The sequence below is a fragment of the Richelia sinica FACHB-800 genome, assembly GCF_014698825.1.
Taxonomy (GTDB): Bacteria; Cyanobacteriota; Cyanobacteriia; order Cyanobacteriales; family Nostocaceae; genus FACHB-800.
In genome coordinates this window covers 1-22660 of record NZ_JACJTT010000032.1, presented here as the reverse complement: position 1 = coordinate 22660, position 22660 = coordinate 1, and the positions used below count along the sequence as shown (strand labels likewise).

Here is a 22660-nt window from a genome sequence, read left to right as displayed (position 1 = left end):
TTGATTGACTCGTAAATCCTTATCCAAAAAACAACGAGCTTTAGCAATTCTCGAAAAACTTAAACATCTCTATCCAGATGCAACTTGTTCTTTAAATTATTCCACCACCGTACAACTGCTAGTAGCGACTATTCTTTCTGCCCAATGTACAGATGAACGGGTGAATAAAGTCACACCAGCCTTATTTAGTCGCTTTCCTGATGCGGCAAGTTTAGCTAATGCTGATTTATCCGAGTTAGAAGCATTGGTGCGTTCCACAGGTTTTTATCGTAATAAAGCGAAGAACATTCAAGCGGCATGTCGCATGATAGTCAGTGATTTTAACTCGGTTGTGCCTAATCAAATGGAGGAATTATTAAAACTACCAGGGGTAGCTAGAAAAACTGCCAATGTGGTTTTAGCCCATGCCTATGGTATCAATGCTGGAGTCACAGTAGATACCCACGTTAAACGCTTGAGTCAACGTTTAGGTTTAACTAAGCATACAGAACCCATTGGCATTGAAAAAGATTTAATGCAGTTATTACCCCAACCAGATTGGGAAAATTGGTCAATTCGCTTAATTTATCATGGTCGGGCTGTGTGTAAAGCCCGTTCTCCTGAATGTCAAAATTGTCAGTTAGCTGATTTGTGTCCCATGATTTTAACGAAGACTACTGCTTGACTCCTTTCATTCCTAAACCAATGCGTTTTAATTTTTCATTTACTTCTAATACTCGAACTTTTACCACTTGTCCCACTTTGACAATTTTCTTCGGGTCATCCACAAATCGATCAGCCAATTGGGAAATATGCACTAAACCATCTTGATGGACACCAATATCCACAAATGCCCCAAAGTTGGCAACATTAGTAATAATTCCTTCTAATTCCATTCCCACTGTTAAATCACGAATTTCTTTGATTCCTTCCTTGAACGTAGCGTATTTAAATTCAGCACGGGGGTCTCTTCCCGGCTTTTCTAATTCCTTGAGAATATCCCGTAATGTGGGTTCACCAATGGTATCGGTGACATACTTTTGCAAATTGGTTTTTTGCAACTTTTCGGCAATTTGGGTGACTTGATTTAAACCCACACCTAAATCTTTGGCAATAGCTTCTACTACTCCATAACTTTCAGGATGAACAGCAGTATTATCTAGTGGGTTATCACCACTACGAATCCGCAAAAAACCAGCTGCTTGTTCAAAGGCTTTTGGCCCTAGTTTCGCTACCTTCAACAGTTGTCTGCGGTTTTTAAAAGCACCATTTTGATTACGATACGCAATAATATTATTAGCAACTGTTGGCGTAATTCCTGACACAAAAGTAAGTAATTCTTTAGAAGCTGTGTTTAAATCTACGCCGACATAATTTACACAACTTTCTACAGTTTCATCTAACTTTTTCTTGAGTAGTTTTTGGTCAACATCATGTTGATATTGCCCTACACCAATAGACTTAGGGTCAATCTTCACTAATTCCGCTAAAGGGTCTTGTAATCTGCGACCAATACTAATAGCACCACGGACAGTCACATCTAAATCAGGAAACTCTTCTAATGCCACTTTGCTAGCAGAATATATAGAGGCACCAGATTCATTGACGATGACTTTAATCGGTTTTTTTTCTAATGTTTGTAAAACTTCCGTCACAAATTCATCTGTTTCACGGGAAGCAGTACCATTACCAATCGCGATTAATTGAATCTGATATTTGGTAATTAAATTCTTGATAGTTTGGGCAGCTTTGAGACGTTGTTCTGCTGCTTGATGTGGGAAGACTGCTTGATATTCTAAAAATTTACCCGTCTCATCCAAAATCGCAACTTTACAACCAGTTCTAAAGCCTGGGTCAATGGCTAAAGTTGGTTTCATACCTGCGGGTGCAGATAACAGCAATTCTCGTAAATTGGTTTCAAAGGTTTTAATGGATTCTATATCCGCAAAATTTTTCTTTTCGGCAATTACTTCGCTAATTAAAGATGTTTTCATTAAGCGGTTAAAGGCATCTTTTAACATTCCTTGATAAAAATCCCGAACCGCACGTACTTTGGTTTTAATTTCGTGAGACTCTAAATAAGACAAAACAAAATCTTCATCAAAGGCAACATCAAAGGTTAAAATCGACTCATTTTCCCCCCGACATAATGCCAGTAGATTATGGGGGGCAATATTTTTCACCTTTATTTGATAGTTACGGTACATTTCAAACTTTGTTGTACCTTCAGGATGTTCATCTTTGATGCGAGAAACAAACAGCCCTGATTCTAATAAAAAATCTCGTAAATAAGCTCGTAATTCAGCTTTTTCTGCTACTTCTTCCGCTAAGATGTCAGATGCACCCTTGAGGGCTTCTTCAGCAGTTTTTACGCCTTTTTCTTCCGAAATATATTCTGCCGCTGCGGCTTCTAAGGAAGTAGAAATGCCATTTTTTACATTTAGCGTTTTAATAAAAGCTGCTAAAGGTTCTAATCCTTTTTCCCTAGCAATAGTCGCGCGAGTACGCCGCTTAGGTTTATAGGGTAAGTATAAATCCTCAAGTTCTGTTTTTTGTAAACAAGATTCGATTTTGGCTTTCAGTTCGTCTGTTAGTTTATCTTGTTGAGCGATCGCATTTAAAATTACTGTCTTCCTTTCTGCCAATTCGGTTAAGTAAGTATACCTATCCGATAAATCGCGCAATTGCACTTCATTCATCTCACCAGTGCGTTCTTTGCGGTAACGGGCAATAAAGGGAATTGTCGCACCCTCTGCCAAAAGTTCTAAGGCGTTTTGCACCTGAGTGATTCGCAGATTTAGTTCAGTTGCTATTAATTGAGGAATGTTGGACATTGGCTATTTCCGTGGAAAATGCGACTCCTAGAGGTAATATGCTAAATCATATTCTTGCTCTCAGCATATGATGTTAAGCTAAATTACCAGATTATTTCCCAGCATCACGGTTACACCCCCTTCTTAGCTGGGTGTAAAATCAGTTTCACCAAGAAAATTATCATTTTTCCCTATTCAAACTTGGAGCAAAGTTCAGAGGTTATTCACCATGCCTTTGTTTTTCTTAATTACATTGGGTACTGGTTTAGCAACTACCTATTTATTTAAAAAAAGTCATGACGAAATAGGTTACATCGCCGGGATCATGACAGGGATAGGTTTTATTATCAGTTTGATCATCGCCCCTTGGCAAATACAAGTATTGATGTTGCTGTTGGTATTATTCAGCAGTAAAAAGTTTTAAATCATTACTCTCTCCTAAATTAATCACAGAGAACAGCCCATGAATTGATGCCCGTATCAATAATGACTGTGCCAGTTCAAAATAAGTAAGTACGGTTGCGGAAGTGGACAGTCACCTTCACCACATTCAGCCCTAGTGAATACAATGGGCTTAAAAGATTTTGTTGAAAGGTGATAAATATGCAAACTATCAGCCCGCACAAGGATAGTGCTGCTTGGATTATTCAAACTTGGGCAGCTTTTGTCCTGTCTCTGTCCATGACCACTGTAGGAATTGTCAATTTACCTGTGGACAACTGGGTAAAAGGCTTTATGGGCATGGGTTTAGCTTTTTCTGTAGGTTCAACTTTTACTCTGGCAAAAACTACTAGAGATTTACATGAAACGAAGAAACTCACTGCCAGAATTGAGGAAGCAAAAGTTGAGAAGTTGTTGTCCCAACATGACCCATTGCTGAAATGAAGGTAAAGGATGGATAGTATGGGGACAGTCATTGTCCCTGTCAATCAAAAAAGCGCCAGTAAAACCAGCGCTGAAGGAAATAACGTTTATTTTGCGGATTTTATTAACTAGATTGCTTTTTTAACTTTTGTTTTTTCCTGCGCTTTTCTGTAGCAGCTACACCATGTTCTACAGGATAGCCAACTACAGGAATAACTTGGTATTTGCGCTCTTCTTCTACCCTTTTCAGTTCAGTGTAATCAAGCCAATGAATACAATCAACTGGACAGGTATCGATGGCCTCTTGAATCACTTCTTCTGGGTCTGCATCTTGGCGAATCACACGCGATCGCCCGTAATCTGGTTCAATATAAAATGTATTACGGGCAACATGGGCGCAATGTTTACAACCAATACAGGTAATTTCGTCAACATACACGCCCCTCTGCCGCAGCAAGCCGCCTAATTCCGGTTCTAAACCAGAACGTTCTGGTTCATCCCTGAATAAACCGCCTAACTCCGGTTCCAAACCAGAACGCTCGTATTCTTGTGCTTCTAGGGACGGCAGCGACTCAGACATTACGCACTCCAGCGTTGAACTACTAAGCGAATAGAACCATCTTCATTTTTTTGCTGTTCTGCTACTTGGAAACCAACTTTAGCAGTTTCTTTTAGCACTGTTTGATAAGCATAACGCTGAGTTACTTGACGCAAAAATCCATCTACAGACAAATCTTGTTGCCAATATTGTAAATCAGCTACCAATTCATATTCTTGACCATTCCATCTAAAGCCGATGTCATAACCATTTTCTTGCTCAATGGTCACTTCTGCGGGATGGGTTTGACCGCGATAGCCACGTACTTCTCTTGGCCCTGGTTTCCAATCAATACCCAGGTCATTCAAAGCATCTTGTAAGGATTGAAGGTTACGGATTTGAGTCTTGATTTGGCTAAAGTGTGACATGGTTGTACAAATCAATAAATATAAACTAAGGGGAAAACTTACCAATCGCTAAAAGCGTTTTGCGCATTCACCACACTAGATTGTTGCGTGTTGGTGGTGAAAAACTCTGAGGTGGACTGCTGACTCACTACCTGTCCTAACTGGGCTTCTATAGCTGCTGTGACTTCAGCACAGGAAGCACCGATAATACCGGTTACTTTTTCTTCTACCCGACCATCTGGATGAATCACGAACTCTAAGGTTTCCATGCTCTTGGCTAATTAGAATAGTACCTATGAACTGTACGGGCTAAAAAATAGGCTGTGGAACACTTACACTTAGATACAAATTTGGCATTTGTTCATTAATGTTCCATCTTTCAAAATATATATCTCAGAATCTTTACAAAAATTATTAATCTTATTAGTATGCACATCCATCATTAGTAAGTTTCTCTTAACCTTATCAATTAGTCAAGGATAAGAGGATGAGGAATTATTAACGGATGAATCCTTTATCCTTTAAAGCTTTTAGGAATTTTTTTTCCTAAAGAAAATCTAAAAATATACTAAAGCTTATTGAAAATATTTATCATTACTATTGGATTTCGGATTAGCGCCTATAAATATAAAAGCAAATTTAGATAGAGCTAATAAAAAATCAATTCTATAACTTCTTCAGAGGGTCTGGTTATTTATTTTGTTTCACGCAGAGGCACTCCAGGGGTAAAGAAGGGATGTTGTCAGAGGTCTATTGTTTAATTTTTTTGATTTTTATACGGAATTTAATATCTAGCTTTTGTATTTATAATATCCAAATTATTTATGCTGGTGCTATAGAAAAGTGTGCATTAAATCAAACAATTGGTTCAGCATTTTTTCACAAGACGGGAACTTTTAATAATTAGCTACGACTTTGTATTTAAAGGAAAAAAATTAAACTCTGGTGAATATTATGAAATTTGTAACTAAAGCATATGTAACAATTGCTGCTGTATCTGCATTGGTAATTTCTCCTATGATTTTATCAGCAGAAAAAGCTGCTGCGGAAACACAAAAAGGAACTGACGCGAGTTATGTTGGTGCTGGTATTAGTGCTGGTGTGACAGAGGGTGGCAAAACTAATGATGCTCCTTCTGTTGGTGGAAATCTGACAGGACGGTTGAAATTGGGGAATACTCCATTTTCTGCACGAGGTAATGTCCTTTGGAATGATCAGACGAGTGCAATTATCCCTGAAGTTTCCCTAGATGTACCCATTGCCCATAAAACCAATGCCTTTATCACTGGTGGTTATTCTTTTGTAGATAAAAATGGTTTATCCACTCCCTTGGGTAATAGAGATTCCTTTGTGGTTGGTGCTGGAGTCGAATCGGAATTTGCGAAAAACTTCTTGGTCTACACGAACGCTAAACTGGGAATCAATGCTTACGAAGATAGTCCTGCTTCTGCTGTAAGTATCAATGGTGGAATTGGCTTCCGCTTCAAGTAATAGGTATCAAGTTAGAGTCAGCTAACTGGGGAAGGAGAATAATTGCAGGCTAAGGCTGATAAAATATACCCAGTAGGTTGGTGATTTAAAATTAAGTATCTTGTTTATTAGACTCTGTTGACATGGACTATAATCACAGCCACAGGTCAGCAGTGAAAAACGCAAATATTTTGTGATTACTAACACCAATCTACTAACAGTGCTGGTTTTGGCAAGTAATAGCTTACTGACAAAACCAGCATCTTACCGTGTTAAAATTACATTATCTTCATAATTCCGACCGGATTTTCGGGGTTAAACTAGCCGAACAGGTGCGGTTAATTTCCTAACTTCGGCCTAATCTACCGCCTGATTGAGAAAAATACTACTGTAATGGTTAAATCTGCTCCTTCCCCCCTTGCCAATCGTAAACCTTCTAAAGTTGAAGGGATTAAAGAAAATAGTAATTTTTTGCGTGAACCCGTTGCGACTGAGTTGCTTCAGGATACAACCCATTTTAGCGAAGATGCGGTACAGATTCTGAAGTTTCACGGTTCCTATCAGCAGGATAACCGTGATAATCGTGCCAAGGGTCAGGAGAAAGATTACCAAATGATGCTGCGGACGAGAAATCCTGGTGGGTTAGTACCACCGCAGCTATATTTAGCTTTAGATAAACTGGCTGATGAATATGGTAATCATACATTAAGAGCAACGACACGCCAGGGTTTTCAGTTACATGGGATTTTGAAGAAGAACCTCAAGAGTGCGATCGCTACAATTGTGAATAACTTGGGTTCTACTTTGGGTGCTTGTGGTGATATTAACCGCAACGTTATGGCACCCCCCGCACCATTTAAAAATCGTCCAGAATATCAGTATGCCTGGGAATATGCCCAGAATATTGCGGATTTGCTAGCTCCCCAAACTGGTGCTTATTATGAAATTTGGTTAGATGGAGAAAAGGCAATTAGTGGGGAAGAACACCCAGATGTAAAAGCAGCGAGACAACGCAACGGAAATGGGACAATTGTTCATGATAGTGAGGAACCAATTTATGGTACTCATTACATGCCTCGCAAATTTAAAGTTTGCGTGACAGTTCCCGGTGATAATTCCGTTGATTTGTATTCCCAAGATTTAACTTTGGTGGTAATCACCAATAAAAAAGGTGAATTACAAGGTTTTAATGTCTTCGCTGGTGGTGGTTTAGGGAGAACCCATAACAAGGAAGAAACCTTTGCCAGATTAGCTGATCCGATTTGCTATGTAGCTAAAGATGATGTGTATGATGTCGTCAAGGCAATTGTAGCGACTCAGAGAGATTATGGCGATCGCACCGACAGAAGACACGCCAGATTAAAATATTTAATTAATGATTGGGGCGTAGAAAAGTTCCGCACTCAAGTTGAAGAATACTTTGGTAAAGCCGTCGAACCATTTAAAACCTTACCCAAATTCAAATATCAAGATTTTCTGGGCTGGAATGAACAAGGCGATGGTAAGTTGTTCTTGGGGATTTCTATTGATAACGGTCGGGTGAAAGATGAAGGTTCACTGCAACTCAAAACCGCTTTACGGACAATAGTTGAACAATTTAATTTACCCATCCGTCTCACACCCAATCAAAATTTACTGTTTTACGAAATTGCACCGGAAGACAAAGAAGCAATTCAAGAAATTCTCGATAAACACGGTGTCATTGCTGACCCCAACCAAATCGACGCTTTAACCCGTCATGCCATGGCTTGTCCGGCTTTACCTACCTGTGGTTTAGCAATTACAGAGTCAGAAAGAGCAATACCAGGGATTTTGGACAGAATTCGTACCCTGTTAGATAAAGTGGGTTTACAAAAAGACCATTTTGTGGTAAGAATGACTGGCTGTCCTAACGGTTGTGCTCGTCCTTATATGGCAGAATTGGGGTTTGTCGGTAGCGCACCGGAAGCTTATCAAGTTTGGTTAGGTGGTTCCCCAGACCAAACCCGCTTGGCACAACCTATTGTGGAAAAGCTGAACCACAATGACATAGAAAGCTTTTTAGAACCGATTTTCGTCTTCTTTAAGAAATCACGGAAAGGTAAAGAAAGCTTTGGAGATTTTTGCGACCGGGTGGGTTTAGATGCTATTCGTGAATTTGCATCTACCTATACTCCGGGAACTCCTACGAGTAGTGGTAAATCTCGTCATCGGGTGAGTTTACGAGAAGATGTTTATTTGCAGCTAAAGGAAGCAGCAGAAAAGCAAGACCGACCTATGACTGAGTTGGTAAATGAGGCTTTGGAGAAGTATTTCCAAAGTCTGTAAGAGGATATTCTCACGCAAAGGCGCAAAGACACAAAGTTGTTTTTCGGGTTTTTGCGTGAGATTAAACTTAGGTATTAAGGTAGGTGAGGGTTGGGCTATTACTATAGCAATCCTATTTGTCTGTATATTTGTTGGATTTTTTTCAAAATGACAACAGTAATTACTCAATCTCTTTCCTTAGATGAGTTTCTGAAACTACCAGAAATAACACCTGCTAGAGAATATATCGATGGTGAAATATTTCAAAAACCAATGCCGAAGGGGAAGCATAGCCGATTACAGTTAAAATTATGCAATAGCATTAACGATGTGGCTGAAACTGCAAAAATTGCTTATGCTTTTCCTGAATTGCGTTGTAGTTTTGATGTTCGTTCTATAGTACCTGATATTGCAGTTTTTAACTGGTCACGTATCCCCTTTGCTGCTGACGGAGAAGTACCTAATGATTTTCTCATTTCTCCAGATTGGACAATTGAAATTTTGTCTCCAGAACAAAGTTCTAATCGAGTTATAGATAATATTCTTTATTGTTTAGATCATGGTTGTCAATTAGGTTGGTTGATAGACCCGGAAGACCGTTCTATTTTAATTTTGCGTCCACATCAACAACCAGAACTTTTGCGAGGTGATAGACAGTTGCCAGTGTTAACGGGAATAGAATTGGAGTTAACAGTTACTCAAGTTTTTGGTTGGCTGAAAATGAGTAATTAGGATTTAGACAAATTATGTCTCAACTACAACGCATCACCATTCAACCTTCCCAACTCCAAGAAAACCTACTTTTATTCACACCCCAGCAACAACATTATTTAGTGCGAGTCTTGCGGTTGCGGGAAGGGGAAAAGTTTATTGCCATGGATGGCCAGGGTAAATGGTGGTTAGCGGAGTTAGCAGGGGAAAAAGGGCAGGTTTTAGAACCACTGGAGGTAAAAACTGAGTTACCTGTAGCCATTACCCTGATGATAGGTTTACCGAAAGGCAATGGTTTTGATGATGTGGTGCGTTGTTGTACAGAGTTGGGAGTAGGTTGTATTTTACCAGTTTTGAGCGATCGCACTTTACTTCATCCTAGCCCCCAAAAACTCGAACGTTGGCAAAGAATAGCGACGGAAGCTGCTGAACAATCAGAACGTGCTTTTGTCCCCACTATTTTAGAACCTGTGGCTTTTACAAATGCAATTAATTCTTGTTCAGCTACCCATCGTTATCTTTGTGAAGCACGTGGCGATTATCCCCATTTAAACACCCTCATCAACAATACTTCTGGAGAAATTGTCATCGCTACAGGCCCAGAAGGGGGATGGACAGAAGGTGAGGTAAATATAGCACAAGCCGCTGGATTTCAACCTGTGAACTTGGGGCGGCGCATTCTTAGGGCTGTGACGGCTCCCATAGTGGCATTATCCCTCATTTCTGCCAGTTTTGAAGTATAAATGATTTATTGTCCTGGCTTGCAGGTCTGTGATGCTTGAAGATGTTAATGCCGCTTTTGAACGTAAAGATTATCAAACTGCGGCTAAATTAATTAAACAACTGTTGCAAGATGCACCAGAAAATCCCTTGGTGCAATTTTATCTTGGTCAGCTGTATGAGGTGTCTGGGAAGAGATTGGCAGCAGAGAAAATTTATCGTCAAGTCTTGAGGTTGACGACTAATACGAAAATTCTCACCCAAGCACGACAAGGTTTACAACGGTTAGATGATATTAAACAGGAAGAAAAACAAAGAGCGATCGCTCAAGCCATTGCAGAACCAAATAACACTGAACTGGGTATATTAGTATTAAAACCCATTAGTCATGACCTGAAGACCAAAGCTGCTCAAAATTTTGCCCAAATTATGGGAATAGACCCATATACAGCTAGATTGATACTTCCTAGTCGTTGTTGGCGAGTCTATCGCTTGGGAAAATTAGGCGAACTGGAATTTTACGGTCATCAATTACAACAGGCAAATATTCCCTGCTTTTGGGTGAGAATTTCCCAAATTGAAAAAATTCAAGTTTTTCAAGTCAAACACTTTTCTGTTGCCCAACCAAAAGCAACTGTTATCTGTTGCAATCAGGAAAACCAACTTGGTTCCCTAACTTTTGACTGGTCAGAAGTTACTGCTAAGGTAATGGGAATGTTACCAATTTTTGAACAAGTTGTAGATGTTAATGCTCGTCATCAACTGGAACGGAAAACCAAAACTCAAGACTATTACCAGTTTTGCGATTTACATCTGCCACAGAGGAATTGTATTTTGCGAATTTATGACAATGGCTATAACTATCACGATGGCTTAGAAATAATTAGCAAAGCAAGTCAAAATACTATCAGAATCAACTGGAATAATTTGACTAAATGGTTAGATATTCAATTACCTAAAGTCAAGCTGTGGTCAGATTTTACGCCCTTTGGTCAAACAGTGTTAGATAATACAGAATTGCTGAATCAAATTACATCTCATATCCACCTATTTCGGCGTGAAAAGACTCCTTGGGATTCAGCGTTTCAACTATATAGCAGCTTAGTTTTTCTCAAGTAATGAGAATTTCAAGAGTTAAGAATAAATTGGGCACGGGTTAGTTACTTTGCCTGCATTGAAGATTCCATATTCACAGACAATCTTCTCGTGGCAACTTGAATTTCTCCGGCAATTGACCAATGCCCAATTCCTCAAAATTAACCTTGAGTTTTGACTTGACTTGCCATATCTAAAAATACGCTCATGTTTGCACCAGGACGACGACGACCATTAGATGAGGTAGGAATTAAATATTTAGATGCAAATGCAGTTTCCGCAGGTAATTTTGGTGCGGGTTTTGCTGGTGCAGGTGCGGGTGCTGGTGTTGATGCTTTTTTCGCTGCTGCGGGCTTTGCTGCTGCTGCGGGTGCTGGTGTGGGTTTTGCTGCTGGCTGTGGTGGGGTGGTTTCTTCTTTCAGTTCTAAGTAGTAGCCATTGCCTTTTTTGCCAAATAGTCCAGTGATAAAACCAAGGATGCCACCGATTAAACCAAAGATACCACCGAAGAGTTTTTTGATAAATCCAAACATGACAATTTCTCCTGTTAATATTTCGGAATGTTACCGTAATTATTAAGCTGTACGGCAAAAATTACATTTTATTTTCCCACTTAGTGCCGATACGGACGCTTTGCCTATTCGCACTTAATTAACCTACTATTAGGTATGGTAAGTGTTTTCAGTTTTTTTGACCAGCGTTTCTTACTGTTGGACACTGAGTGATCATTATGAAATCTTATTGTAACTATAAGCAAGATTCTGAGACTTTACTTAACAAAAATTAATATATTCCGTGGGGGAATTCAAAAACTGTCCTAGTCTCCATCATCAATCGAGAGGATACTCGGCTAGATTGGTAGAAATTTTATACAAATCAAAATAATGACTACGGTACAAAACCAAAGCCATCCAGTTTTATTAGTTCATGGAATCAATGACACAGGGGCTGTTTTCAATAAAATGGCTTTTGAACTGAGACAAAGAGGTTGGACTGTTTACACACTGGATTTAATCCCAAATAATGGGGCTGAGTGCCTAGATAAGTTAGCAAAACAAGTAGCTGATTACATTGAGACTACTTTTAACCCAACCCAACCATTAGACATAGTGGGTTTTAGTATGGGGGGAATTGTTAGTCGTTATTATATTCAACGCTTGGGAGGAATCAAGCGAGTCAAACGGTTTGTCACGATTTCCTCACCACATCAGGGAACTGTCATTGCTTATGGTTCTTGGTTAGCTGGATGTATGCAAATGCGTCCTCAAAGTCCTTTGCTACAAGATTTAAATTCTGATGTCCAGATGTTAAATCAACTTAAATTTACGTCTATTTGGACACCCTATGACCTGATGATTGTACCAGCAAAAAGCTCGCAAATGCCTGTTGGTAAAGAGGTTATAGTACCAGTATTACTACATCCTTGGATGTTAATACATTCCCAAAGCTTGTCAGCAGTTATAGCGGCTTTGCGAGAGCCAATTGATACCGAAAATCATGAATGAATCAGTGTTCAGGGCGATCGCCTATTTGATTAAACTCTGAGTTACCAAAAATAGATTCTGGATAGCGATAATACTTAAATTCCATCAAGTTATAAAATGGGTCTTCTAGAAAGAAAGTCCTGTGTTCTAAAGGTGAACCAACAAAACGTTCCTTTGCTTCCTCCCGAAAGGCTAGCTGTTTACTTTGTGATTTTTCTAACAAATTTTGCCAATCTTGTTCAGAAGTAAAAACTAGTCCAAAGTGTCTGGGATAAATACCTCGTTGAGGTGTGAGAGGTTCTTTAGTGGTATGTGCAACTAATTGATGTCCGTAGAGGTTGAGAATTAAAGCATGGGGGTTTTCCCGTCCAGGAATGCAACCTAAGCCATCAACATAAAAGGCTTTGGTTTGGGTAATATCAGTGACTGGGAAAGCTAGGTGAAATATGGTTTTGTTCATATTGGAATGAGTTTTAGATCATACTTTATAAATGTTGGCAAACTCTGCCAAGATATAGCAATTAGACAGTGATTTTTCTGGGTTAATATTTGTAATTTTTTATACTTTTATTTACATTGAGGCTAAAAACCCATTTTGGGTTTATCCTATATTCGGTTTTAGGATGAAAGTTGATATGCGATCGCTAATCAAAATCTCTCTGAAATTAAAGTGCCTAAATCTGTTTATACAGAAGCATACAATCGATTTCGCAAACTACTCATTGCAGCACGCAAAAAAGCAAATCTCACTCAAGCCGAATTGTCCAATCAGTTACAACGTCCACAATCCTATGTATCAAAATATGAGCGAGGAGAACGTCGTTTAGACTTGATTGAATTTTTGGAAATTGCTGAAGCTTTGGAGATAGATCCATTGAAGTTTATCCAAGAAATTAGGGAATCAAAACAGGAGAAATAGCTATTCTTATTAAGTACACAGATTTTAATGAAGCTGATACAATTATTGATAATCTATACAATCAGCAATGGCAGTTGCTCAGTGCAATTTTCACTCAAATGCCATTACATATTAAAGCATCTGACCAAGCAGGAATACAAGGCAATCCCATCTTTGATCCAGTAGGGACAAATGAGTATATCAAAGCAGCCTTAATTCAATCTGGTTGGCAACCTAATCTACCTATCCCTACACCATATAGGTTTTTAGGAAAAGAGGTAGACTTTGGTAAATCTGGTATTATTATTGAAATTCAGTTTTCTAACTATCCATATTTATTGAATAATACATTACGTTCAGAATTATTTTTTAAAGCCAAAACAGAATTTGCTGGACAAGCAACAAATTTACTAATTCTGGTAACTAAAGCATTGATGTTTCCTGCTTCCAATAGTACACTTTATTATGAACAGGCTGTTAATCAATTAACAGCGTTAGTCATGAATCAAGTGTTTGATATACCAATCAGATTAATAGGTTTATTTGAACAAGCAAATACAACAGTACCTGTAGTTTGGAGTCAATATTCATCTACAAGATACTCTAGAACAGTCCAAACAAGGATGCCTCGACAATGCGAAATAATGCCTGGACGGTCTCCTAATAGCCGATGTAAGCTTCAGTTACTGCAAAATTAAATATTTATTCCCATAGTCTTAATTCAATTTGTTCGACTGTTGTATCTGGTGATTGTGATTTTTTACCGTTACCATTAACTTTTGGGTCTAAAGGTATTTTTTCATTACGCAAATTAGCACCAAAAGCAGCCTCTTCGTAGCTTAATCTTTCTTCCATTGCTTGTAAATGATACTCTTCAGGATAGATTTTAGCTTGACTACGTTCTGAAGCTTTGTTACCTATTTGCAGGTCAAATCTAAATTTTTCAATAGGTTGACCAGTTTGATCTACATAATCCCTTAAGGTTTTTAAATTGGGAAAATATCCATTTTCATCAGGTTGTCTATTTAAACGACGTAGAGATACTTGATAATATTTTGGCTCTATTTCTGACCCAATATAATATCTTGCATAATCTTGAGCAACAACTGCCACAGTTCCAGAACCCATATAAGGATCTAAAACTATATCACCTGCTTGAGTTGTACATAATACAATTCTCGCTATTAAATCTTCTGGGAATTGGCAGGGATGTATAGTTTGTTCTTCATGGTTGTGTTTAACATTACGAAAAAGCCAAATATCACCAGGGTTTTTACCATCTGGATTGCACGAAAGTTCTCCTTTACGACTGCCACGATAATGTTTCTTGTTTTGATATTTTTGAGGAACTCTAACTGCATCTAAATTAAACTTATATGTATCAGATTTAGTAAACCAGAGAATTGTCTCATGTCTACAAGAAAATTTTTTTTGAGCATGAAGCCCATGCTGTCTAGCCCATATAATTCGATTACGAGGAATTAAACCACAAGATTCTAGAATCGGAAAAAAGCGAATATCTAGAGGAATCAGCATTCCTTTATCAGAAAAAGCGCCAACCTGCCAAAAGAGTGAACCTGTATTTTTGAGAACTCGACTACATTCGCGCAGTATCGTTGTTTGTTCTTCCAAATAAATCTCTAAGGCCTGTCTTGACTCGTATTCCTTACCCAAATTATAAGGTGGTGAGGATACAACTAAGTCAACACATCCATCTGGTAGATTATTAAGCATCGATAAGCAATCACCTAAGAGAATCTGATTCAACGGTAGACTCTCTTTATTAGTCTTCACTGATACACCTACTTGGAAATTAAGTTTTGACTGATGACAGTATAACCCATTTTGGGTTTTTTAGAAAAAAATATTATCTATTTTCATTTTTTGACTCTCTTATTTCCACAATTAGTGTTATAAGATGTTTATAAAATTAATTATCCTTTTATTGATCACATTCTACTTTTGCACCTTCACATAAACCTTTTCACCTTTAACCCTAACCTCATAGGATTGTAGAGAAATATCAGGTACAGTTAAACATTCACCTGTCCTTAAATCATACTGGAACTGATGAGATGCACAGGTGATGATCCGATTTTCCACTTTACCTTTATCTAGGGGAAAACCTAAGTGAGAACAAGAATTGTGATAGCAGCTTATATTCTCACCTTGCCGATGTAATATAATGTTTTTATTTTCAATTCTTACTGCTAATACCTGATGTTCAGAAATTTCATTAATATTGGCAACACGCAACCAATAAGTATCTGTAGGAATGGCAGAAGATATAGAACTAAGGGTATTATTAACAGCTACTATTTTAGTAATTTCTGGACAGTGCTTTTTAATTGCTTGTTCTACTCCTTGGGTTAAAGTTAAACTGGAAGAAGCACAATTACTGCAAGTACCAGTTAATTTTATTTCTACGGTGTCTGGTGGTTTAATGGCAACTAGTTCTACATCTCCACTATGACTTTGTAAGCTAGGGCGAATTTCCGCCAATGCTGTTTGAATACGTTCTGATAATGGTGGCTTAACTAAGTTGTGATATAACAAAACTGCATAGACAATTTCATCATCTACGGCATGACGTAAAGCTGACAAATTTTCTTGTTTTAGGCTTTTAATTAAGTTGGTTAATGCAGCTTTGTGTAAAGCTTCAATTGCACTTTTTAATCCTACAGCCACACATCTCTGGCTTTCATCCCAATTAGCAATAATGGCTTCAAACCGATTAATATCTTGAACGAGTTCTTCTAAGTTATTCATGTGATCAAAAATATTAATTTCTGTTTGTTTATTGATGAGGGTGGACAAGTAGCCACCCCACAAAATATTGAAAGCCATATTCTTTGTAAAGACGCTAGATAAAACGCCCCTACAATTATTTCATTCTAAAGTTTTGAAGGAGAAATGGCATCATTGCACCTGTAACTACACTAGATACAGTGATGGGGATACATAGAGGCATTTCTGCTTGAGATAGTAACACTAATGTGACTGTACCAACACCGCTAGCAACCGTGGTTTGACGAACAAAGTGTACGGGGTCACGAAAGAGTTTACCTTTGAGAAATAATTTCAAGGAAAACCAGCCAAGTTCTAACATATATCCTCCTATAAATTAGATAAGACGTTGAGCATTAATAGTCCTAAAATGAGTGCAGGAATGACTCCAGCAGGTGCAAATAAGCTACCAATAGTAGCAGCAAATTTATAGCCTATATCTTTACCTGCAAGAATCATGCCACCAATTGCCCCACCAATCATAGATAATACGGTGGCAATCACTACCCAAAATATTTCTGTGAACAAGTTAATTTCTGTGTTCAAACTATGCAGAAGATTAGTCAATTCTGGGCTGGTGAAAACATCAAACATAATTGTTGTCCTATGTCCTAAATTGGGTTCAATGCAAAGCAAATGCTTGGATTTCCGCTTCCACATCTTGTAGGGCTTTCCCTACGATTTCTGCCTGTTCTATTTGTTCATGTTCGGTGAAGATTTGCCAAGCTGCTTGATAGTAGGCTTTGGCTTTTAATAAGTTTTGCGGATTCCCTAATTCAGGTTTTTCGATGTTGTCTGGTAGATTGAAGAGGGCGTTGGCTTTATTGGAAATTGTGTTAGCGTATTCTAGGGGAGTGTCTTTAGAGTTACGCACTTTTAAAGCCTCATCGTAGGCTGCGATCGCTCTCAAGTTATTCTCCACAGGATGGGTACTAGCCAAATATTGCAAAGCGTTGCCTAAATTGTTCTGCAACATGGCATATTCTCTGGGATGGTCAATCAGAGTAATATGCTCAAGTGCCACCTCAAAAGACTGTACAGCTAACCCTTGACGCAATGATTCCCGTTCCGCGGTCATGGGCATGGACAGATAGGCGATCGCTATATTGTTATATAAAATGGCATATTCTTGGGGGTACTCTTGCCAAGTAAACACCCGCAATGCCTCATGATATGCGTGGATACTATCAGTGATTCGCGCTAAATTGTAGGGAACTAGAGACTGTAACACTAACCCCAAATTCATTTGCGCTTCTGCTACTTCCTCTGGTATTGCGAACTGTTGGAGAATTGGCAAAGCTTCCTCATAATCAGCCCTAGCTTGCAGCAGTAATTGGGAGTCTGCATCAGGAATCATCTGCAAACTTCCTGCCATTCCCACCTTAGCCCGCGCTTTCAATAAAGGATAATCTTCACCACACATTTCATAAGCGCGATAAAACAACCCTAAAGCATTTCGTAAATCCTGGGAAGTCTTGGGCTTTTTTTGAAAGCCTTGCGCCATCTCAATCAGCATTTGGATTTTTTCCTCTGCTGTTGCTGACTCGTCTGCAATGGCGGCTATGGCTGCCTTCACACCTGCATCTGTAATACTAGAAGTCATAATTGGCTAGGGGAATGGAGTCATCAACACCCATTGGGGTTATTAACTAAGCCGATTTACGCAGTTTTTCAGTTTTTACAGATTCCCCTATCGTTCATGGTTTCATCACAGATGATCAAACCAAATCAGCTAAATTTGACACTTTTTGTGATTACTACACCCAGAAATAAATTACTTAGCTGGAGGCTAAATTTAGCTAAAGATGAATATTTCTACGATAAAACATTCTCTGGAGAAAATCTAGAGTAAAATTACCAATATTGAGGTAAAATGTAACTAATTCCTCATAAAAATTCTATATTTTGGTATCACCATTTAACCAAGAAGTACCACCTTTAATATTTAACAGTTAACGCTCCCCAGGAAAAGCCAGCAGCACTACTTGCTAAAACCACTTTATTTCCTGGTTGAATTTTATGAGCTTCTTGGAGTTTGGCTAAACCAAATAAAGTATCTACAGCGCCTAAATGTCCGTATTTTCGCAAGGAAATAAACGTCTGACATTCCTGTAGACTTAAAGTTTGTAAAATCTGCCGAGACAAACTGAGTTTTACTTGATTCGTTAAGAGAAAATCTAATTCGTTTACAGAATATCCACTTTTTTCTAATGATTTTTCGATGACTTGCTGATAATTTTCTAAATATATTTTTGATAAAATCATTTCTAGTTCTTGAGGATTATGAATATTTAAGTAATTTAGCTCCTGGCTAAATGCTCCATCTCCAATAGGAAACTTAGTCCCTGCTAATGGCACTTTTAAACAATCAACTAAATTACCATTAGTGATAGCGTGATAAGCCAATATTTGATTGCTATGCTCTCCTTTTTTCAATATCGCTGCGGCTGCACCATCAGCCATGATAAATAGAGATAAACTATTTGGATCGTTATAATTTATTAGCATCGATAATTTATCGCTACAGACGACTAAGGCATAAGATAAATCATCGTCTGCTAGCAACATATTGCGACAGATATGTATACCTAAATTACCACTATTACAGAAATTTCTCACTTCAAAAGCAAAAGCCTGATCAGCACCAATTTGTTGCTGAATTTTAGCCGCAGGTGACCAAAATCTGTAATCATAATCTCCTGCTGCACAATAGGCAATTAAATCAACCTCTCTAGGTTGAATACCGGCTTTGTCAATCGCAGCAATTGCCGCCTTGATTCCCATGTCACTGGGATGTTCATCTCTGGCAGCAATTGGTTTTTGCTCCAAACCAATTTTTTCAGTAAAAACAAACTCTGGGATATTTGCCAGTTTTGACATTTCTGCACTACTTAAAATACCAGAAGGGATATAGTAACCAATAGCTGTAATACCAACCGTTTCTCGATTCATATTCCCAATACAAATAATTATCAGCAGTATACTGCTGGAGTATTCTGATTTGCGATAAAAATTTGACACAGCGTCAAAACTACCTTAATTATGTCAACGAATCTTGTTATTCTTGACTTCCGGCTCCTCATATTTATGCTTTTCTTAAACTGAAGACAAGCTTATAAAAGTAAATTTTTATGAAAAAAATAACAACATTTAAAAATAATTTAATATAAGATATAATTACTTGAGTAATAGGTGAGACTCTACAAGATTCCTCAGCACTAGAAATTGACAAATTGATCATGTTGCTAGTTTTTCTGCGTATCTCCTTATCAACACGGGCGCAATCATCCCGTTGTTCTCTTCACATCAACAACAGAAAAATCATAGCCAATGACTAATGTACTCTGGCTGCAAGGTGGTGCTTGTTCAGGTAACACCATGTCATTTCTCAATGCCGAAGAACCCACAGCTTGTGATCTAATTGCTGACTTCGGCATTAAAATTCTCTGGCATCCTTCCTTAGGATTGGAATTAGGTGCAAACTTACAAACCCTACTGTGGGAATGTGCTTTAGGTAAAACTCCCCTGGATATTTTGGTCTTTGAAGGTAGCGTGGTTAATGCCCCCAACGGTACAGGGGAATGGAACCGCTTTGCAGACCGACCAATGAAAGATTGGTTAAACGATTTAGCTAAAGCTGCTAGTTTCGTAGTGGCTATCGGTGACTGTGCTACTTGGGGTGGTATTCCTGCCATGTCACCTAACCCTAGTGAATCTCAAGGTTTACAATTTCTCAAACGCGACAAAGGTGGTTTCTTAGGTGCAGATTTTGTCAGCAAAGCTGGCTTACCTGTAATTAATATTCCTGGATGTCCAGCCCATCCTGACTGGATATCACAAATATTAGTGGCAATAGCCACTGGACGTATTGGTGACATTGCCTTAGACGACTTGCACCGTCCCCAAACCTTCTTTAGCACCTTTACCCAAACAGGTTGTACCCGCAATATTCACTTTGCTTACAAAGCCACAACTGCGGAGTTTGGTCAACGTAAAGGCTGTCTGTTCTACGACTTGGGCTGTCGTGGGCCTATGACCCGTTCTTCCTGTAACCGCATTTTGTGGAACCGGGTTTCCTCCAAAACTCGTGCAGGGATGCCTTGTATTGGCTGTACAGAACCAGAATTTCCCTTCCATGACCTCAAACCGGGAACAGTATTTAAAACCCAAACCATTATGGGCGCACCAAAAGAATTACCTCCCGGAGTCAACCATAAAGATTACGCAGTCCTCACAGTTGTGGCTAAAGACACAGCACCAAAGTGGGCAGACGAAGACTTTTTCTTGGTCTAGAGATTGGGAATTGGGGAAGTAAAATTATCTTCCTCTTCTCCCTCCTGTTCGCGCAGCGTGCCGTAGGCATACTTCTGTTCGCGCAGCGTGGCGTTAGCCATATTTCTGAATTTCTGAACTCCTATTATTATGCCAATTCAAACTTTAGATATTGCACCTGTTGGTAGAGTTGAAGGCGATTTAGATGTCCGTGTGGAAATTGACAATGGATATGTAACTAATGCCTGGACTCATGCTGAATTGTTTCGCGGTTTTGAAATTATTCTGCGTGGTAAAGATCCTCAAGCCGGGTTAATTGTTACGCCACGAATTTGTGGTATTTGTGGTGGTTCTCACTTGAGTTCTGCATCTTGGGCATTGGATACAGCTTGGGGTACAGAAGTTCCACGCAATGCAATTTTGGCGAGAAACTTAGGTCAAATTGTAGAAACAATTCAAAGTATTCCTCGCTATTTCTATGGATTGTTTGCCATTGATTTAACTAATAAGAATTATCGTCGCAGTCATTTCTATGATGAGGCTTGTCGTCGCTTTGCTGCCTTCACAGGGAAATCCTATGAGTTAGGGGTGACAATTTCCGCCAAACCTGTGGAAATCTACGCTTTATTGGGTGGACAATGGCCGCACAGCAGTTATATGGAAATCAATTGAGGAATTGCTTATATAGTAAGGATTTTTCTGGATATGTCTAATTATTCCCTGGCTTTTCCTTAAATTAGGCAATAAAATCACCTCAGCCATATCATAAGTGCATTTATTTTTATCTACTAAAAGTCATTTGGTTTTTTCAGGCGTTACCTAATTTTTCCCTACATTGCCTCACCCCAACCCGAAAATCGTCTAAACTCAAAGAGTTCGCCAACTGCCAAAATCCCATGTCTCGCTGGTTCAATATTGCAGGGCCATGTAAACCTGAAAAACACTATACCCTCTCAGCAACAAGTCGTCTCCCCGACTTATCGGTAATGATTGAACAAGAAAGTTATTTTGTCCTTCATGCACCGCGACAAACGGGGAAAACAACAGCAATGTTAGCCCTAGCACAGCAACTTACGGCCACAGGACGTTATGCAGCAGTAATGGTATCAGTAGAGGTGGGAAGTGCATTTAATCATGACCCGAGTGCAGCAGAATTAGCGATTTTGGGAACTTGGCGCAATACAATTGAGGATAACTTACCCCCAGAACTACAACCCCCAACTTGGGTTTATAATGCCCCTGGGCAGAGAATTGGCGAAAATTTAAGAGCTTGGTCAAAAGCTATAAATCGTCCGATAGTATTATTTATAGATGAAATTGATTCCCTACAAGACCAAACATTAATTTCAGTTTTACGACAGTTACGTGAAGGCTATCGCAGTCGTCCAGAAAATTTTCCTTCATCGGTAGGATTAATTGGTTTACGGGATGTGCGAGATTATAAGGTGGCATCGGGTGGTAGTGACAGATTAAATACATCCAGTCCTTTTAATATTAAAGTCAGTTCCATTACTCTGAGAAATTTTAATGCTGTGGAAGTGGCAGAACTATATCAACAACATACAAAAGAAACAGGACAAATTTTTACTCCTGAAGCTACTGCAACAGCGTTTGATTTAACCCAAGGACAACCTTGGTTAGTTAATGCTCTTGCTAAAGAAGTTGTAGAAAAAATGCTTAAAGATAGAAATATTGCGATTACCAAAGAACATATTTTAAAAGCAAAGGAAATATTAATTGCTCGTCAAGATACTCATTTGGATAGTTTAGCTGAACGCTTACGAGAACCAAGAATAAAAGCAATTATCGAGCCGATGTTAGCAGGTTTGGAATTGGGGGATATACCCAATGATGATATTCAATTTGTGATTGATTTGGGATTATGTAAAATGCACCCCTACGGAGGATTAACTATTGCTAATCCCATTTATCGGGAAGTGTTACCCAGAGTATTAACAGTAACACCTATGGCTTCTTTACCAATGATTGCACCGACTTGGTTAACTGCGGAAGGTGAATTAAATATAGATGCTTTATTAACAGCATTTCTCAAGTTTTGGCGACAGCATGGAGAACCATTATTAGGTAGCACTGGCTATCATGAAATTGCACCGCATATCGTATTAATGGCTTTTTTACATCGTGTTATTAATGGTGGTGGAATCTTAGAAAGGGAATATGCAATTGGTAGTGACAGAATGGATTTATGTCTGCGTTATAAAGATGTAACCCACCTTCCGCACCCTAACTGTCACACATCAAAAAAAGCCACCAAAATAGTACACAAGAACTAAAGCTTATTTAAGTCCTAAGAGAGTTAATGAAAATAAGTATCA

At 38.7% G+C, this 22660-nt stretch carries 25 protein-coding genes and 1 pseudogene; 14 read left to right on the top strand and 12 right to left on the bottom strand.

The genetic code is table 11. From position 1 onward, the window contains the following. Window positions 1-4: 4 nt before the first annotated feature. Window positions 5-664 carry an endonuclease III gene (gene nth / locus H6G73_RS18560; RefSeq protein ID WP_190607175.1) on the top strand — a complete coding sequence of 220 codons (660 nt, stop codon included), beginning with the start codon at window positions 5-7 and terminating at the stop codon, window positions 662-664. Here the strand turns inward: nth and H6G73_RS18555 are convergent. Next, window positions 654-2813 (bottom strand): Tex family protein, encoded by a 2160-nt coding sequence (locus tag H6G73_RS18555; protein WP_190607173.1) that lies wholly within the window; start codon window positions 2811-2813, stop codon window positions 654-656. The two genes, nth and H6G73_RS18555, sit on opposite strands and share 11 nt — an antisense overlap. Before the next feature lie 208 nt (window positions 2814-3021). Between H6G73_RS18555 and H6G73_RS18550 the strand changes: the two genes are divergently transcribed. Both H6G73_RS18550 and H6G73_RS18545 read left to right on the top strand, forming a co-directional pair. Further along, window positions 3022-3216, top strand: a complete 195-nt coding sequence (locus H6G73_RS18550) for a hypothetical protein (protein WP_190607171.1) — start codon at window positions 3022-3024, stop codon at window positions 3214-3216. A 179-nt stretch (window positions 3217-3395) separates the two neighbouring features. After that, entirely contained in the window at window positions 3396-3677 is a 282-nt protein-coding gene (locus H6G73_RS18545) for a YiaA/YiaB family inner membrane protein (RefSeq protein WP_190607169.1), read from the top strand. Window positions 3678-3780: 103 nt separating this feature from the next. Here the strand turns inward: H6G73_RS18545 and H6G73_RS18540 are convergent, their stop codons facing one another. From H6G73_RS18540 to H6G73_RS18530, 3 genes are read right to left on the bottom strand one after another with little or no spacing between them, the layout of a single operon-like run. Then, complete coding sequence (locus tag H6G73_RS18540; RefSeq protein WP_190607167.1) at window positions 3781-4236, bottom strand: ferredoxin; 456 nt, start codon at window positions 4234-4236, stop codon at window positions 3781-3783. Next, on the bottom strand, window positions 4236-4622 hold the full coding sequence (locus H6G73_RS18535) for a DUF1257 domain-containing protein (RefSeq protein ID WP_190607165.1): 387 nt from the start codon (window positions 4620-4622) through the stop codon (window positions 4236-4238). The genes H6G73_RS18540 and H6G73_RS18535 overlap by 1 nt, the downstream gene beginning before the upstream one ends. 38 nt (window positions 4623-4660) lie before the next feature. Next, a complete protein-coding gene (locus H6G73_RS18530; protein WP_190607162.1) occupies window positions 4661-4870 on the bottom strand; it encodes a DUF2997 domain-containing protein in 210 nt (69 codons plus the stop codon). A 685-nt stretch (window positions 4871-5555) separates the two neighbouring features. Between H6G73_RS18530 and H6G73_RS18525 the strand changes: the two genes are divergently transcribed. The 5 genes from H6G73_RS18525 (at window position 5556) to H6G73_RS18505 (ending at window position 10907) form a co-directional block, all read left to right on the top strand. Beyond that, window positions 5556-6092, top strand: coding sequence for a hypothetical protein (locus tag H6G73_RS18525; RefSeq protein ID WP_190607160.1), 537 nt, complete (start codon window positions 5556-5558; stop codon window positions 6090-6092). Between the two features lie 372 nt (window positions 6093-6464). Next, window positions 6465-8378, top strand: a complete 1914-nt coding sequence (sir, locus tag H6G73_RS18520; protein ID WP_190607158.1) for a sulfite reductase, ferredoxin dependent — start codon at window positions 6465-6467, stop codon at window positions 8376-8378. 147 nt (window positions 8379-8525) lie between these two features. Then, window positions 8526-9089 (top strand): Uma2 family endonuclease, encoded by a 564-nt coding sequence (locus tag H6G73_RS18515; RefSeq protein WP_190607156.1) that lies wholly within the window; start codon window positions 8526-8528, stop codon window positions 9087-9089. A 14-nt stretch (window positions 9090-9103) separates the two neighbouring features. Then, window positions 9104-9811: a 16S rRNA (uracil(1498)-N(3))-methyltransferase gene (locus H6G73_RS18510; protein WP_190607154.1), complete on the top strand. Its 708-nt coding sequence runs from the start codon at window positions 9104-9106 to the stop codon at window positions 9809-9811. Between the two features lie 31 nt (window positions 9812-9842). Beyond that, a complete protein-coding gene (locus tag H6G73_RS18505) occupies window positions 9843-10907 on the top strand; it encodes a tetratricopeptide repeat protein (protein WP_190607152.1) in 1065 nt (354 codons plus the stop codon). 137 nt (window positions 10908-11044) lie between these two features. Here H6G73_RS18505 and H6G73_RS18500 read toward each other — a convergent pair whose 3' ends face one another. Then, entirely contained in the window at window positions 11045-11416 is a 372-nt protein-coding gene (locus H6G73_RS18500; RefSeq protein WP_190607150.1) for a hypothetical protein, read from the bottom strand. 351 nt (window positions 11417-11767) lie between these two features. Between H6G73_RS18500 and H6G73_RS18495 the strand changes: the two genes are divergently transcribed. Beyond that, complete coding sequence (locus H6G73_RS18495) at window positions 11768-12388, top strand: esterase/lipase family protein (protein ID WP_190607148.1); 621 nt, start codon at window positions 11768-11770, stop codon at window positions 12386-12388. Window position 12389: 1 nt separating this feature from the next. On the opposite strand, the gene H6G73_RS18490 is transcribed toward H6G73_RS18495, so the two are convergent. Beyond that, complete coding sequence (locus tag H6G73_RS18490; RefSeq protein ID WP_190607146.1) at window positions 12390-12827, bottom strand: VOC family protein; 438 nt, start codon at window positions 12825-12827, stop codon at window positions 12390-12392. Window positions 12828-13037: 210 nt separating this feature from the next. On the opposite strand from H6G73_RS18490, the gene H6G73_RS18485 reads away from it, so the two are divergent. Then, window positions 13038-13286, top strand: coding sequence for a helix-turn-helix domain-containing protein (locus H6G73_RS18485; protein WP_190607145.1), 249 nt, complete (start codon window positions 13038-13040; stop codon window positions 13284-13286). Between the two features lie 98 nt (window positions 13287-13384). Continuing rightward, complete coding sequence (locus H6G73_RS18480; protein ID WP_190607143.1) at window positions 13385-13963, top strand: restriction endonuclease; 579 nt, start codon at window positions 13385-13387, stop codon at window positions 13961-13963. A 4-nt stretch (window positions 13964-13967) separates the two neighbouring features. On the opposite strand, the gene H6G73_RS18475 is transcribed toward H6G73_RS18480, so the two are convergent. The 6 genes from H6G73_RS18475 to H6G73_RS18450 form a co-directional block, all read right to left on the bottom strand. Continuing rightward, on the bottom strand, window positions 13968-14999 hold the full coding sequence (locus H6G73_RS18475; RefSeq protein WP_199317769.1) for a DNA-methyltransferase: 1032 nt from the start codon (window positions 14997-14999) through the stop codon (window positions 13968-13970). Between the two features lie 222 nt (window positions 15000-15221). Next, window positions 15222-16034, bottom strand: coding sequence for a NifU family protein (locus tag H6G73_RS18470; protein ID WP_190607238.1), 813 nt, complete (start codon window positions 16032-16034; stop codon window positions 15222-15224). Between the two features lie 115 nt (window positions 16035-16149). Next, window positions 16150-16374 (bottom strand): hypothetical protein, encoded by a 225-nt coding sequence (locus H6G73_RS18465; RefSeq protein WP_190607139.1) that lies wholly within the window; start codon window positions 16372-16374, stop codon window positions 16150-16152. A gap of 8 nt (window positions 16375-16382) precedes the next feature. Then, window positions 16383-16646, bottom strand: coding sequence for a hypothetical protein (locus H6G73_RS18460; protein ID WP_190607138.1), 264 nt, complete (start codon window positions 16644-16646; stop codon window positions 16383-16385). Window positions 16647-16674: 28 nt separating this feature from the next. Next, window positions 16675-17655 (bottom strand): hypothetical protein, encoded by a 981-nt coding sequence (locus H6G73_RS18455; RefSeq protein WP_190607136.1) that lies wholly within the window; start codon window positions 17653-17655, stop codon window positions 16675-16677. A 335-nt stretch (window positions 17656-17990) separates the two neighbouring features. After that, on the bottom strand, window positions 17991-19004 hold the full coding sequence (locus tag H6G73_RS18450; RefSeq protein WP_190607134.1) for a 3-oxoacyl-[acyl-carrier-protein] synthase III C-terminal domain-containing protein: 1014 nt from the start codon (window positions 19002-19004) through the stop codon (window positions 17991-17993). 378 nt (window positions 19005-19382) lie between these two features. Between H6G73_RS18450 and H6G73_RS18445 the strand changes: the two genes are divergently transcribed. The 3 genes and pseudogenes from H6G73_RS18445 (at window position 19383) to H6G73_RS18435 (ending at window position 22618) form a co-directional block, all read left to right on the top strand. Further along, window positions 19383-20345, top strand: a complete 963-nt coding sequence (locus H6G73_RS18445) for a hydrogenase small subunit (protein WP_190607132.1) — start codon at window positions 19383-19385, stop codon at window positions 20343-20345. A gap of 129 nt (window positions 20346-20474) precedes the next feature. Beyond that, a pseudogene (locus tag H6G73_RS18440) lies at window positions 20475-20984 on the top strand (nickel-dependent hydrogenase large subunit); the annotation flags it as partial. Between the two features lie 236 nt (window positions 20985-21220). Next, window positions 21221-22618, top strand: a complete 1398-nt coding sequence (locus tag H6G73_RS18435; protein ID WP_242034241.1) for an ATP-binding protein — start codon at window positions 21221-21223, stop codon at window positions 22616-22618. Window positions 22619-22660 lie beyond the last annotated feature (42 nt).